This is a genomic window from Rhizobium sp. 007 (assembly GCF_015353075.1).
Classification (GTDB): domain Bacteria; phylum Pseudomonadota; class Alphaproteobacteria; order Rhizobiales; family Rhizobiaceae; genus Rhizobium.
Genome location: NZ_CP064189.1, coordinates 226,016 through 242,541, shown reverse-complemented (window position 1 = coordinate 242,541; position 16,526 = coordinate 226,016). Strand labels below are relative to the sequence as shown.

Annotated in this window: 1 pseudogene; it reads left to right on the top strand. The window is 65.6% G+C overall.

What is annotated here, in order from left to right:
* Positions 1-676 precede the first annotated feature (676 nt).
* Positions 677-16,494: pseudogene (locus tag ISN39_RS37730) on the top strand (amino acid adenylation domain-containing protein); the annotation flags it as partial.
* Between the last annotated feature and the right edge of the window lie 32 nt (positions 16,495-16,526).

Genomic DNA, 16,526 nt, shown 5'->3' with positions numbered 1-16,526 from the left:
GGTTGCCAATCCGTTCATATTGCCACCGGACGTGTTTGGGCGAGTGCGTCAAGGTGCTTTCAATTACCACGACGGTCCATTGCCACGATATGCGGGAACGCACGCGACGTCCTGGGCGCTGCTGGCGCAGGAGACCGAATATGCCATCACGTGGCATCGGATCGATGATGGTGTTGATACGGGTGACGTCGTGGTTCAGCGCCAAGTGCTGATTGCGCCCGCCGATACGGCGTTGACCCTGAACCTTAAATGTTATGAAGCCGCGATCGAGGGCTTCCGCGAGCTTTTAACTGGCTTGGCGAAGGGAGAGCTCACTGCCTATCCGCAGGCGCTGGTGAGCAGAAGCTACTTTCCGAGACGTCGACGCCCGGATGCGGCAGGCTGTCTGCGATGGGATCGGCCCGCGCAAGATCTGTCAGCGATGACGCGTGCCTTGAACTTGGGCCCATATCATCCCAATCCATTGGGTCTGCCGAAGGCTCTCGTAGGCGATGAGGTGGTCACAGTCAGACGCTTGGAGGTGCTGCCTCAACGCTCGGGCCTCCCGGCAGGTTCTCTGCTTGAAATCCACTCCAGCCACTGGCGGGTGGCGACGGGTACACAGGATGTCGATGTTTGCTTTGGCAGCTCCGATGGTCAGGCGGTGGACGCGCGAGCCCTCGCCAGGCATTCCAATCTGGATGAAGGTGGTCGCCTTCCAATTTTGAGCGACGATGAGGCGCGGAGCATAACTGCGGCCCATGAATTGCTGGCGCCTTCAGAGGATTTTTGGCGACAGCGGCTAGAGCAGCTTAGAATATTGCAGTTTCCTTTCCTGTCGTCGTGCGTGGCTGAGACGCCGCCCAAACGGCAGTCGAGTTCGTGGTTCATGGCAAGTGCTTTGGCTAAGCTGTCGCCAAATGATCGCACGGAATACTTGGTAACGGCTTGGCTGATCTATCTCGCCCGCATCACCGGAGAAACAGAGCTTCAACTGGGATGGACGCCTGCATCGGATCGATCGCAAGCCGGTTTGAAAGCGGTGGAGGTGCTTATCGCCTCTGTCGTGCCGATGGAAGTTACCATCGACCTTGCACATGATTTCGAAGAAGTGCGCAAAGCGGTGGCGGCCGAATGCGCTCAGCTGAGCGAGCACGCTAGCTTTGCCCGGGATCTTATCGCGCGCTGCCCGACATTGCGAGGTGTGGAGGCGCTACGGTCGCACCAGCCCTGGCCGATTGGCATCACAATCACGACAGACAGCGGTTCTGTCGCTGGCGATCTGACGACAAGCCAAAGTGCTGGGTCAGCCCCATGCGGCGATTTGCTGACGTTTGAGGTTTGCACTCAGGATGGGAGCTTTCGATGGCATTTTGATGCAAGTCGATTAGCACCGGAGCAGATCGACCGTATGACGCAGTATTTGCAAACTTTGTTATATGGTGTGACGGCCGATGCCGTGCAGCCGGTGCGCGAGCTCGACATCCTGCCGGCCGCCGAACGCACCTATCTGCTGGAGGATCTGAACCGGACGGCGGCGGATTATCCGTCGGAGCGGTGCATCCATGAGCTGTTCGAGCAACAGGTCCGGCGCGCACCCGAAGCCGTCGCCCTCGTCCATGAGGACGACGAGCTGAGCTATGGCGAGCTCAATGCGCGGGCCAACCGGCTGGCCCATCACCTGATCGGGCTCGGGGTGAGGCCGGATCAGCCGGTGGCGATCTGCCTGGAGCGCAGCCCGGCGATGGTGGTGGGTCTTTTGGCGATCCTCAAGGCGGGCGGCGCCTATCTGCCGCTGGATCCCGCCTATCCGTCGGCGCGGCTGCGGCAGGTGCTCGAGGATGCCGCACCGCACCTGCTGCTTTGCGATGCCGCCGGACGCGCCGCACTTGGCCCCGAAGCGCTCGCCGATCTGACGGTGGTCGATCTGGAGACGGCGACCCCGGCCTGGGCCGAACTGCTGGCCTCGAACCCGGACCCGAGCGCCCTTGGCCTGACCGCGCGCCATCTCGCCTATGTCATCTACACCTCCGGATCAACCGGAACCCCAAAGGGCGTCATGGTCGAGCATCGGAGCCTGGTCAATCTGGGGTTGGCTCAGATCGGGCTTTTTGGCGTCTGTTCAAACAGCCGTGTCGTGCAGTTCGCCTCCTTCGGTTTTGATGCAAGTGCTTGGGAGCTTGTCATGGCGTTTGGCTCTGGCGCCGCATTGCACTTGCCTGCGGATGAGATCCGCCACGCGAGTAACAAGCTATCGGATTACCTGCGAAGCGAATCCATCACCCATGCGACGTTACCTCCAGCCTTGCTTCAGGCAAGCAGGGATCTGGGATGTTTGGCATCGCAAGTTCTCATTCTTGCTGGCGAACTGCCGAAAGCAGAACTCGTCCGAAGTCTGGCCCCGGCATCTATCGTCAACGCTTATGGCCCGACCGAAGCAACAGTCTGCGCGACGGTTTGGAGTTGTCCCGATGATTTTGATGGGTCAGTTGTCCCGATCGGCCGTCCGATTGCCAACACGCGGGTGTATCTGCTGGACGGTCATGGTGCGCCCGTGCCGTTCGGGGCGGTGGGTGAGCTTTACATCGGCGGGGCGGGGGTGGCGCGTGGCTACCTCAACCGTGCCGAGCTGACGGCGGAGCGGTTCCTGGCAGATCCGTTCAGCGATGAGGCAGGCGCCCGGCTGTACCGGACCGGCGATCTGGCGCGCTATCTGCCGGACGGCAATCTGGAGTTCCTCGGCCGCAACGACGACCAGGTGAAGATCCGCGGCTTCCGCATCGAGCCGGGCGAGATCGCCGCGCGGCTTTGCGAGCACGCCCGGGTGCGCGAGGCGGCGGTGGTGGCGCGCCAGGACCGCGCCGGCGACAAGCACCTTGTCGCCTATGTCGTGTGTGGACCCGAGGCCGGATCGGACGACGAGGATGGAAGCGGGCTGGCCGTCGCCTTGCGGGCGCATCTGGGCGGGCGGCTGCCGGACTACATGGTGCCGTCGGCGTTCGTGCGGCTCGAAGCGCTGCCCTTGACGGCGAACGGCAAGCTCGACCGCAAGGGGCTGCCGGCGCCGGCCGACGACGCCTATGCGCGCCGCAGCTATGAGGCGCCGCAAGGCGAGATCGAGACGGCGCTGGCCGGATCTGGGCGAGCTTCTGGGGCTGAGCGGGTCGGACGCCACGACCACTTCTTCGAGCTCGGCGGCCACTCCTTGCTGGCGGTGCAGCTCTCGAGCCGGCTGTCGCAGGCTGTTGGCGTCGCGCTGCCGCTGACGAGGCTGTTTGCCAGGCCGGTGCTTTCCGATCTGGCGGCAAGCATCGTCGAGGCGTTGAGCCGCGCCGGTCCGCAAGAGCTGCCGGCGATTGCGGCCGTGTCGCGTCATGAGCCGCTTGTGCTGTCGTTTGCGCAGCAGCGGCTATGGTTTTTGGCGCAGCTGGACGAGGGCAGCACACAACTATCACATTCCGCTGGCCTTGCGGCTGCGTGGTGGGCTCGACCGCACCGCCTGGCAGCGCAGCCTTGACCATTTGTTTGCCCGTCACGAGGCGCTGCGCAGTGTCTTTGTCGCACCGGAGGGCAAGCCCCGGGTTGAGGTTCTGCCGCCGGATGCGGGGTTGCCGGTGCTCGAGCACGATCTGCGGGCCGGCCGGATGCAGAGGCGGCGCTTCTGGATCTGTGCCATGAAGAGGCGCGCACGCCATTCGATCTTGCGCGCGGGCCGCTGATCCGCGGGCGTCTGATCCGGATGTCGGATGCGGAGCACGTCTTTTGCTGACCCAGCATCATATCGTCTCGGACGGCTGGTCGATGGGCGTGCTGATGCGTGAACTCAGTCAGCTTTACCGGGCGTTTGCGGCTGGAGAGGACGATCCTTTGCCGCCGCTGGCGATCCAGTATCCGGATTATGCCGCCTGGCAACGCCAATGGCTGTCGGGGGAACGGCTGCAGAGCCAGGCGCAGTATTGGCGCGACGCCCTGTCCGGCGCTCCGGCCCGACTTGCCTTGCCGACGGACCGTGCGCGGCCGGCCCAGCAGTCGTTTGCCGGGGCCAGTGTGCCTGTTGTCATCGATGCGGACCTGACGCGGGGGCTGAAGCGGCTGAGCCGGCAGCATGGCACGACGTTGTTCATGACGGTGCTGGCGGCCTGGGCTGCGGTGCTGTCGCGCCTGTCGGGGCAGGACGACCTTGTGATCGGCGTGCCGAGCGCCAATCGCGGCCGGCGCGAGATCGAAGAGTTGATCGGCTTCTTCGTCAACACCCTGGCGCTTCGGGTCGACCTGTCGGGCGAGCCGAGCGTGTCGGAGCTTCTGGAACGGACGCGGCGCACGGCCCTGGCTGCGCAGGAGCATCAGGACCTGCCGTTCGAGCAGGTGGTGGAGATCGTCAAGCCGCCCCGGCATCTCGATCACACGCCGCTGTTCCAGGTGATGTTGGCCTGGCAGAACAACGCCGTCGGGTCGTTCGACCTTGCCGGGCTGAGCGTGGAGGCGGCCGGGGACGGGCTCGATCAGGTCAAGTTCGATCTGGAGCTGAGCCTTGGCGAGTGCGATGAGGTCATAGCCGGAACGTTTGGTTATGCCACGGCGCTGTTCGATCAGGCGACGATCGAGCGGCAGCGTGGTTATCTGCTGGCGTTGCTGCGAGCGATGGTTGCTGATGCCGGGCAGCCGGTCGGCCGCATCGATATCCTGCCGGCCGCCGAACGCAGCTATCTGCTGGAGGATCTGAACCGGACGGCGGCCGATTATCCGTCGGACGGTTGCGTCCACGAACTGTTCGAGGCGCAGGTGCAGCGTGCGCCGGATGCCGTGGCGGTGGTTCATGAGGACGAGACGCTGAGCTATGGGGAACTGAATGCCCGTGCCAACCGGCTGGCCCATCACCTGATCGGGCTCGGTGTCAAGCCGGACGACCGTGTGGCCATCTGCCTTGAGCGCAGTCCGTCGATGGTGGTGGGACTGCTGGCGATCCTCAAGGCGGGCGGCGCCTATGTTCCGCTGGACCCGGCCTATCCGTCGGCGCGGCTGCGGCAGGTGCTCGAGGATGCCGCGCCGCGGCTGTTGCTTTGCGATGCCGCCGGTCGCGCCGCACTCGGCGCCGAGGCGCTTGCGGCCGTGAGTGTGGTCGACGTGGCTGCGGCAATACCCGCCTGGGCGGATGCGCCATCTTCCGACCCCGACCCGCAGGCGCTCGGCCTGACCGCACGCCATCTCGCCTATGTCATCTACACATCCGGTTCAACCGGAACACCAAAAGGCGTCATGATCGAGCATCGGGGGATGGTCAATTATCTCTCCTGGGCCTGCGATACCTACACGCCGAGATCGTCGTCCGTGGTTTCCTCTTCACTGGCCTTCGACGCCACGGTGAACAGCCTGTTTGCCCCTCTGCTTCATGGGGGCCATGCCCTGCTTACCAAGGAGGGAGATGAGGTTGACGGATTAAAGGCAGAGATCGTCTCTCCGCGCGGGCTCGTCAATATCACCCCGAGCCATCTGGATGTGCTTGGGCAACAGCTATTGTCGGCTTCGGACACCAGCCAGGTTGGCCTGTTCGTCATCGGCGGCGAGGCGCTGTCGAGTTCGACGGTGGCAATGTGGCGCGGGATCCAGCCGCAGGTGCGAATGGTCAATGAGTATGGCCCGACCGAGACCGTGGTGGGCTGCGCCTTCTACGACATTCCGGAGGAGCTTTCCGGATCGATGAACGTCCCGATCGGCCGTCCGATTGCCAATACGCGGGTGTATCTTCTTGACGGTCATGGTGCGCCCGTTCCGTATGGAGCGGTCGGGGAGTTGTATATCGGGGGTGCCGGTGTAGCGCGTGGCTACCTCAACCGCCCCGAGCTGACGGCGGAGCGTTTCCTGGCCGATCCGTTCAGCGATGAGGCAGGGGCCCGGCTGTACCGGACCGGCGACCTGGGGCGCTATCTGCCGGACGGCAATCTGGAGTTCCTCGGCCGTAACGACGAGCAGGTGAAGATCCGCGGCTTCCGCATCGAGCCGGGCGAGATCGCCGCACGGCTTGGCGAGCATGCCTGGGTGCGCGAGGCGGTGGTGGTGGCGCGCCAGGACCGTGCCGGCGACAAGCACCTTGTCGCCTATGTCGTGTGTGGACCCGAGGCAGGATCGGACGACGACGATGGAGGCGGGCTTGCCGGCGCCTTGCGGGCGCATCTGAGCGGGCGGCTGCCGGACTACATGGTGCCGTCGGCGTTCGTGCGGATCGAAGCACTGCCCTTGACGCCGAACGGCAAGCTCGACCGCAAGGGGCTGCCTTCGCCGGAGGACGACGCCTATGCGCACCGCACCTATGAGGCGCGCGCGGCGAGATCGAGACGGCGCTGGCAGAGATCTGGGCGGAACTGCTCGGTGTCGAGCGGATCGGCCGCCACGACCACTTCTTCGAACTCGGCGGACATTCCTTGCTGGCGGTGCAGCTGATGGAGCGGCTGCGGCGGCTGTCGCTCGGGGTGGAGGTGCGCACCCTGTTCGCCAGGCCGGTGCTGGCCGATCTTGCCGCCAGCCTTGGCAGCCATCACGAGGTGGCGGTGCCTGCCAACCTGATCACCAAGCAGAGTACGGCGATTACGCCGCAGATGCTGCCGCTCGCCGAATTGACCCAGCCGGAGATCGATCGGATCGTGGCGACGGTTCCCGGTGGCGTCGGCAATATCCAGGACATTTATGGCCTGTCGCCGCTGCAGGACGGCATTCTGTTCCACCATCTGCTGGCAACCCGGGGCGATCCCTATCTGCTGGTCTCGCAGATGGCGTTCGCCGACCGTGGCCTGCTTGAGCGCTATCTTGGCGCGGTTCAGCAAGTCGTGGCCCGGCACGACATTCTGCGCACCGCCTTTGTCTGGGAAGGGCTGTCCAACCCGGCGCAGGTGGTCTGGCGCACTGCACCGCTGGATGTGGTCGAGGTTGAGCTGGATGCAGATGGGGGTCCTGGCCATGAGCAGTTGAAGCGCCGTTTCGATCCACGTCAGCATCGTATTGATCTCGGCCGGGCGCCATTGATGCGGTTCGTGATCGCCGTCGAACCAGATAGTGACCGTTGGCTGCTGCTGGAGCTGCAGCATCATCTGATCGGGGATCACACGACGTCGGAGGTGCTGCATTCCGAGGTCGAGGCGGTGCTGGGGGGCCGAGGGCATGAGCTGGGCACGCCGCAGCCGTTCCGCAATCTGATCGCACAGGCCCGACTGGGGGTCGGTGTGGAGGCGCATGAGCAGTTCTTCCGATCGCAGTTGTCGGATATCGACGCGCCGACGACGCCGTTTGGGCTGAGCGAGGTCTATGGTGATGGCATCGGGTCTCACGAGGCGCGGCGGATGTTGCCGCAGGCGCTGCACGACCGGCTGCGCAGCCAGGCACGACGGCTCGGGGTGAGCCTTGCGAGCCTTTGCCATCTGGCCTGGGGCAGGTGGTGGCGCGTGCAAGCGGCCGTGAGCAGGTGGTGTTCGGCACGGTGCTGTTCGGCCGCATGCATGCGGGTGCCGGCGCCGACCGGGCGATGGGCCTGTTCATGAACACCCTGCCATTGCGTCTGGATCTGGACGGGACGGGGGTCGAGGCGAGCGTTCGGGCCACACATGCGCGGCTGGCTGAGCTTCTGGCGCACGAGCATGCCTCGCTGGCGCTGGCACAGCGCTGCAGCGGGGTTGCCGCACCGGCGCCGCTGTTCAGCGCGCTGCTGAACTACCGCCACAATGCGCCGGCGGCCGTGTCGGGTGCTGCCGCTGCGGTGGCTGATGTTCTGTCCGGCGCGGAATGGCTGGGCGGCGAGGAGCGCACCAACTATCCGCTGACCCTGTCGGTGGAGGATTACGGCCAGTCGTTCGGTCTGACGGCGGAGGCGGCCGAGCCGATCTCTGCGGATCGGGTCTGCGGCTACATGCAGCAGGTGCTCGAGCATCTGGCCGAGGCGCTGGAGCGGACGCCGGACATGCCGGTGCGGGAACTGGAAGTTCTGTCATCCGACGAGCGGTCTTATCTGTTGGAGGAGTTGAACCGGACTGCGGCCGATTATCCGTCGGACGTTTGCGTCCACGAACTGTTCGAGGCGCAGGTGCAGCGTGCGCCGGATGCCGTGGCGGTGGTTCATGAGGACGAGACGCTGAGCTATGGGGAACTGAATGCCCGTGCCAACCGGCTGGCCCATCACCTGATCGGGCTGGGTGTCAGGCCGGATCAGCCGGTGGCGATCTGCCTGGAGCGCAGCCCGGCGATGGTGGTGGGTCTTTTGGCGATCCTCAAGGCGGGCGGCGCCTATGTTCCGCTGGATCCCGCCTATCCGTCGGCGCGGCTGCGGCAGGTGCTCGAGGATGCCGCACCGCACCTGCTGCTTTGCGATGCGGCCGGCCGCGCAGCACTCGGCCCGGAGGCGACGGCCGATCTGACGGTGATCGATCTGGAGACGGCGCCCCCGGCCTGGGCCGAACTGCCGGCCTCGGACCCAGACCCGAGCGCCCTTGGCCTGAGCCCGCGCCATCTCGCCTATGTCATCTACACCTCAGGCTCCACCGGAACACCAAAAGGCGTCATGATCGAGCATCGGGGGATGGTCAATTATCTCTCCTGGGCCTGCGATACCTACACGCCGAGATCGTCGTCCGTGGTTTCCTCTTCACTGGCCTTCGACGCCACGGTGAACAGCCTGTTTGCCCCTCTGCTTCATGGGGGCCATGCCCTGCTTACCAAGGAGGGAGATGAGGTTGACGGATTAAAGGCAGAGATCGTCTCTCCGCGCGGGCTCGTCAATATCACCCCGAGCCATCTGGATGTGCTTGGGCAACAGCTATTGTCGGCTTCGGACACCAGCCAGGTTGGCCTGTTCGTCATCGGCGGCGAGGCGCTGTCGAGTTCGACGGTGGCAATGTGGCGCGGGATCCAGCCGCAGGTGCGAATGGTCAATGAGTATGGCCCGACCGAGACCGTGGTGGGCTGCGCCTTCTACGACATTCCGGAGGAGCTTTCCGGATCGATGAACGTCCCGATCGGCCGTCCGATTGCCAATACGCGGGTGTATCTTCTTGACGGCCATGGTGCGCCGGTTCCGTATGGAGCGGTCGGGGAGTTGTATATCGGGGGTGCCGGTGTAGCGCGTGGCTACCTCAACCGCCCCGAGCTGACGGCGGAGCGTTTCCTGGCCGATCCGTTCAGCGATGAGGCAGGGGCCCGGCTGTACCGGACCGGCGATCTGGGGCGCTATCTGCCGGACGGCAATCTGGAGTTCCTCGGCCGCAACGACGAGCAGGTGAAGATCCGCGGCTTCCGCATCGAGCCGGGCGAGATCGCCGCACGGCTTGGCGAGCACGCCTGGGTGCGCGAGGCGGTGGTGGTGGCGCGCCAGGACCGTGCCGGCGACAAGCACCTTGTCGCCTATGTCGTGTGTGGACCCGAGGCCGGATCGGACGACGACGATGGAGGCGGGCTTGCCGGCGCCTTGCGGGCGCATCTGAGCGGGCGGCTGCCGGACTACATGGTGCCGTCGGCGTTCGTGCGGATCGAAGCACTGCCCTTGACGCCGAACGGCAAGCTCGACCGCAAGGGGCTGCCTTCGCCGGAGGACGACGCCTATGCGCACCGCACCTATGAGGCGCCGCGCGGCGAGATCGAGACGGCGCTGGCCGGCATCTGGGCGGAGCTGCTCGGTGTCGAGCGGATCGGCCGCCACGACCACTTCTTCGAACTCGGCGGACATTCCTTGCTGGCGGTGCAGCTGATGGAGCGGCTGCGGCGGCTGTCGCTCGGGGTGGAGGTGCGCACCCTGTTCGCCAGGCCGGTGCTGGCCGATCTTGCCGCCAGCCTTGGCAGCCATCACGAGGTGGCGGTGCCTGCCAACCTGATCACCAAGCAGAGTACGGCGATTACGCCGCAGATGCTGCCGCTCGCCGAATTGACCCAGCCGGAGATCGATCGGATCGTGGCGACGGTTCCCGGTGGCGTCGGCAATATCCAGGACATTTATGGCCTGTCGCCGCTGCAGGACGGCATTCTGTTCCACCATCTGCTGGCAACCCGGGGCGATCCCTATCTGCTGGTCTCGCAGATGGCGTTCGCCGACCGTGGCCTGCTTGAGCGCTATCTTGGCGCGGTTCAGCAAGTCGTGGCCCGGCACGACATTCTGCGCACCGCCTTTGTCTGGGAAGGGCTGTCCAACCCGGCGCAGGTGGTCTGGCGCACTGCACCGCTGGATGTGGTCGAGGTTGAGCTGGATGCAGATGGGGGTCCTGGCCATGAGCAGTTGAAGCGCCGTTTCGATCCACGTCAGCATCGTATTGATCTCGGCCGGGCGCCATTGATGCGGTTCGTGATCGCCGTCGAACCAGATAGTGACCGTTGGCTGCTGCTGGAGCTGCAGCATCATCTGATCGGGGATCACACGACGTCGGAGGTGCTGCATTCCGAGGTCGAGGCGGTGCTGGGGGGCCGAGGGCATGAGCTGGGCACGCCGCAGCCGTTCCGCAATCTGATCGCACAGGCCCGACTGGGGGTCGGTGTGGAGGCGCATGAGCAGTTCTTCCGATCGCAGTTGTCGGATATCGACGCGCCGACGACGCCGTTTGGGCTGAGCGAGGTCTATGGTGATGGCATCGGGTCTCACGAGGCGCGGCGGATGTTGCCGCAGGCGCTGCACGACCGGCTGCGCAGCCAGGCACGACGGCTCGGGGTGAGCCTTGCGAGCCTTTGCCATCTGGCCTGGGGGCAGGTGGTGGCGCGTGCAAGCGGCCGTGAGCAGGTGGTGTTCGGCACGGTGCTGTTCGGCCGCATGCATGCGGGTGCCGGCGCCGACCGGGCGATGGGCCTGTTCATGAACACCCTGCCATTGCGTCTGGATCTGGACGGGACGGGGGTCGAGGCGAGCGTTCGGGCCACACATGCGCGGCTGGCTGAGCTTCTGGCGCACGAGCATGCCTCGCTGGCGCTGGCACAGCGCTGCAGCGGGGTTGCCGCACCGGCGCCGCTGTTCAGCGCGCTGCTGAACTACCGCCACAATGCGCCGGCGGCCGTGTCGGGTGCTGCCGCTGCGGTGGCTGATGTTCTGTCCGGCGCGGAATGGCTGGGCGGCGAGGAGCGCACCAACTATCCGCTGACCCTGTCGGTGGAGGATTACGGCCAGTCGCTCGGCCTGACGGCGGAGGCGGCCGAGCCGATCTCTGCGGATCGGGTCTGCGGTTATATGCAGCAGGTGCTCGAGCATCTGGCCGATGCGCTGGAGCGGACGCCGGACATGCCGGTGCGGGAACTGGAAGTTCTGTCATCCGACGAGCGGTCTTATCTGTTGGAGGAGTTGAACCGGACTGCGGCCGATTATCCGTCGGACGTTTGCGTCCACGAACTGTTCGAGGCGCAGGTGCAGCGTGCGCCGGATGCCGTGGCGGTGGTTCATGAGGACGAGACGCTGAGCTATGGGGAACTGAATGCCCGTGCCAACCGGCTGGCCCATCACCTGATCGGGCTGGGTGTCAGGCCGGATCAGCCGGTGGCGATCTGCCTGGAGCGCAGCCCGGCGATGGTGGTGGGACTGCTGGCGATCCTCAAGGCGGGCGGCGCCTATGTTCCGCTGGACCCGGCCTATCCGTCGGCGCGGCTGCGGCAGGTGCTCGAGGATGCCGCGCCGCGGCTGTTGCTTTGCGATGCCGCCGGTCGCGCCGCACTCGGCGCCGAGGCGCTGGCGGCCGTGAGTGTGGTCGACGTGGCTGCGGCAATACCCGCCTGGGCGGATGCGCCATCTTCCGACCCCGACCCGCAGGCGCTCGGCCTGACCGCACGCCATCTCGCCTATGTCATCTACACATCCGGTTCAACCGGAACACCAAAAGGCGTCATGATCGAGCATCGGGGGATGGTCAATTATCTCTCCTGGGCCTGCGATACCTACACGCCGAGATCGTCGTCCGTGGTTTCCTCTTCACTGGCCTTCGACGCCACGGTGAACAGCCTGTTTGCCCCTCTGCTTCATGGGGGCCATGCCCTGCTTACCAAGGAGGGAGATGAGGTTGACGGATTAAAGGCAGAGATCGTCTCTCCGCGCGGGCTCGTCAATATCACCCCGAGCCATCTGGATGTGCTTGGGCAACAGCTATTGTCGGCTTCGGACACCAGCCAGGTTGGCCTGTTCGTCATCGGCGGCGAGGCGCTGTCGAGTTCGACGGTGGCAATGTGGCGCGGGATCCAGCCGCAGGTGCGAATGGTCAATGAGTATGGCCCGACCGAGACCGTGGTGGGCTGCGCCTTCTACGACATTCCGGAGGAGCTTTCCGGATCGATGAACGTCCCGATCGGCCGTCCGATTGCCAATACGCGGGTGTATCTTCTTGACGGTCATGGTGCGCCCGTTCCGTATGGAGCGGTCGGGGAGTTGTATATCGGGGGTGCCGGTGTAGCGCGTGGCTACCTCAACCGCCCCGAGCTGACGGCGGAGCGTTTCCTGGCCGATCCGTTCAGCGATGAGGCAGGGGCCCGGCTGTACCGGACCGGCGACCTGGGGCGCTATCTGCCGGACGGCAATCTGGAGTTCCTCGGCCGTAACGACGAGCAGGTGAAGATCCGCGGCTTCCGCATCGAGCCGGGCGAGATCGCCGCACGGCTTGGCGAGCATGCCTGGGTGCGCGAGGCGGTGGTGGTGGCGCGCCAGGACCGTGCCGGCGACAAGCACCTTGTCGCCTATGTCGTGTGTGGACCCGAGGCAGGATCGGACGACGACGATGGAGGCGGGCTTGCCGGCGCCTTGCGGGCGCATCTGAGCGGGCGGCTGCCGGACTACATGGTGCCGTCGGCGTTCGTGCGGATCGAAGCACTGCCCTTGACGCCGAACGGCAAGCTCGACCGCAAGGGGCTGCCTTCGCCGGAGGACGACGCCTATGCGCACCGCACCTATGAGGCGCCGCGCGGCGAGATCGAGACGGCGCTGGCAGAGATCTGGGCGGAACTGCTCGGTGTCGAGCGGATCGGCCGCCACGACCACTTCTTCGAACTCGGCGGACATTCCTTGCTGGCGGTGCAGCTGATGGAGCGGCTGCGGCGGCTGTCGCTCGGGGTGGAGGTGCGCACCCTGTTCGCCAGGCCGGTGCTGGCCGATCTTGCCGCCAGCCTTGGCAGCCATCACGAGGTGGCGGTGCCTGCCAACCTGATCACCAAGCAGAGTACGGCGATTACGCCGCAGATGCTGCCGCTCGCCGAATTGACCCAGCCGGAGATCGATCGGATCGTGGCGACGGTTCCCGGTGGCGTCGGCAATATCCAGGACATTTATGGCCTGTCGCCGCTGCAGGACGGCATTCTGTTCCACCATCTGCTGGCAACCCGGGGCGATCCCTATCTGCTGGTCTCGCAGATGGCGTTCGCCGACCGTGGCCTGCTTGAGCGCTATCTTGGCGCGGTTCAGCAAGTCGTGGCCCGGCACGACATTCTGCGCACCGCCTTTGTCTGGGAAGGGCTGTCCAACCCGGCGCAGGTGGTCTGGCGCACTGCACCGCTGGATGTGGTCGAGGTTGAGCTGGATGCAGATGGGGGTCCTGGCCATGAGCAGTTGAAGCGCCGTTTCGATCCACGTCAGCATCGTATTGATCTCGGCCGGGCGCCATTGATGCGGTTCGTGATCGCCGTCGAACCAGATAGTGACCGTTGGCTGCTGCTGGAGCTGCAGCATCATCTGATCGGGGATCACACGACGTCGGAGGTGCTGCATTCCGAGGTCGAGGCGGTGCTGGGGGGCCGAGGGCATGAGCTGGGCACGCCGCAGCCGTTCCGCAATCTGATCGCACAGGCCCGACTGGGGGTCGGTGTGGAGGCGCATGAGCAGTTCTTCCGATCGCAGTTGTCGGATATCGACGCGCCGACGACGCCGTTTGGGCTGAGCGAGGTCTATGGTGATGGCATCGGGTCTCACGAGGCGCGGCGGATGTTGCCGCAGGCGCTGCACGACCGGCTGCGCAGCCAGGCACGACGGCTCGGGGTGAGCCTTGCGAGCCTTTGCCATCTGGCCTGGGGGCAGGTGGTGGCGCGTGCAAGCGGCCGTGAGCAGGTGGTGTTCGGCACGGTGCTGTTCGGCCGCATGCATGCGGGTGCCGGCGCCGACCGGGCGATGGGCCTGTTCATGAACACCCTGCCATTGCGTCTGGATCTGGACGGGACGGGGGTCGAGGCGAGCGTTCGGGCCACACATGCGCGGCTGGCTGAGCTTCTGGCGCACGAGCATGCCTCGCTGGCGCTGGCACAGCGCTGCAGCGGGGTTGCCGCACCGGCGCCGCTGTTCAGCGCGCTGCTGAACTACCGCCACAATGCGCCGGCGGCCGTGTCGGGTGCTGCCGCTGCGGTGGCTGATGTTCTGTCCGGCGCGGAATGGCTGGGCGGCGAGGAGCGCACCAACTATCCGCTGACCCTGTCGGTGGAGGATTACGGCCAGTCGTTCGGTCTGACGGCGGAGGCGGCCGAGCCGATCTCTGCGGATCGGGTCTGCGGTTATATGCAGCAGGTGCTCGAGCATCTGGCCGATGCGCTGGAGCGGACGCCGGACATGCCGGTGCGGGAACTGGAAGTTCTGTCATCCGACGAGCGGTCTTATCTGTTGGAGGATCTGAACCGGACGGCGGCGGCCTATCCGTCGGAGCGGTGCATCCACGAGCTGTTCGAGCAGCAGGTGCAAAAAGCGCCGGAGGCGGTGGCGGTGGTCCATGAGGACGAGCGCCTGAGCTATGGCGAGCTCAACGCGCGGGCCAACCGGCTGGCCCATCACCTGATCGGGCTGGGTGTCAGGCCGGATCAGCCGGTGGCGATCTGCCTGGAACGCAGCCCGGCGATGGTGGTGGGTCTTTTGGCGATCCTCAAGGCGGGCGGCGCCTATCTGCCGCTGGATCCGGCCTATCCGTCGGCGCGGCTGCGGCAGGTGCTCGAGGATGCCGCGCCGCGGCTGTTGCTTTGCGATGCCGCCGGACGCGCAGCACTCGGCCCGGAGGCGACGGCCGATCTGACGGTGATCGATCTGGAGACGGCGACCCCGGCCTGGGCCGAACTGCCGGCCTCGGACCCAGACCCGAGCGCCCTTGGCCTGAGCCCGCGCCATCTCGCCTATGTCATCTACACCTCAGGCTCCACCGGAACCCCAAAGGGCGTCATGGTCGAGCATGCCAGCACCGTCAACCTGCTGCATTGGAGCAGCGGCGTGTTTGCGGAGTCAGAGATCAGCCGCACGCTGTTTTCTACCTCGATCAGTTTTGATTTGTCCGTCTATGAGTGCTTCGTTCCGCTGTCGCAAGGAAGCACGCTTTATCTTGTCGAGGATGCACTGGCGCTGGCGCAGACGCCCTTGGATGTCTCCTTGATCAACACGGTCCCCTCGGCGATCGCCGCTCTGGTCGACAAGCAAGCCGTGCCGGCTTCGACAAGCGTCATCAATTTGGGGGTGAGCGGCTGAAGGCAGATCTGATCGAGAGGGTCTTCGAGAGCAGTGGCGTAGAGAAGATCTGTAATCTGTACGCTCCATCCGAGACGACGACGTACTCGACCTGGATTTGCATGCCGAGGGGAGAGGCTGTCGTTGAGACGATTGGCCGTCCGATTGCCAACACGCGGGTGTATCTGCTGGACGGTCATGGTGCGCCGGTTCCGTATGGAGCGGTCGGGGAGTTGTATATCGGGGGTGCCGGTGTAGCGCGTGGCTACCTCAACCGCCCCGAGCTGACGGCGGAGCGTTTCCTGGCCGATCCGTTCAGCGATGAGGCAGGGGCCCGGCTGTACCGGACCGGCGATCTGGGGCGCTATCTGCCGGACGGCAATCTGGAGTTCCTCGGCCGCAACGACGACCAGGTGAAGATCCGCGGCTTCCGCATCGAGCCGGGCGAGATCGCCGCACGGCTTGGCGAGCACGCCTGGGTGCGCGAGGCGGTGGTGGTGGCGCGCCAGGACCGTGCCGGCGACAAGCAGCTTGTCGCCTATGTCGTGTGTGGACCCGAGGCAGGATCGGACGACGACGATGGAGGCGGGCTGGCCGGCGCCTTGCGGGCGCATCTGAGCGGGCGGCTGCCGGACTACATGGTGCCGTCGGCGTTCGTGCGGATCGAAGCACTGCCCTTGACGCCGAACGGCAAGCTCGACCGCAAGGGGCTGCCTTCGCCGGAGGACGACGCCTATGCGCACCGCACCTATGAGGCGCCGCGCGGCGAGATCGAGACGGCGCTGGCAGAGATCTGGGCGGAGCTTCTCGGGGTCGAGCGGGTCGGCCGCCACGACAACTTCTTCGAGCTCGGCGGACATTCCTTGCTGGCGGTGCAGCTGATGGAGCGGCTGCGGCGGCTGTCGCTCGGGGTGGAGGTGCGCACCCTGTTCGCCAGGCCGGTGCTGGCCGATCTTGCCGCCAGCCTTGGCAGCCATCACGAGGTGGCGGTGCCTGCCAACCTGATCACCAAGCAGAGTACGGCGATTACGCCGCAGATGCTGCCGCTCGCCGAATTGACCCAGCCGGAGATCGATCGGATCGTGGCGACGGTTCCCGGTGGCGTCGGCAATATCCAGGACATTTATGGCCTGTCGCCGCTGCAGGACGG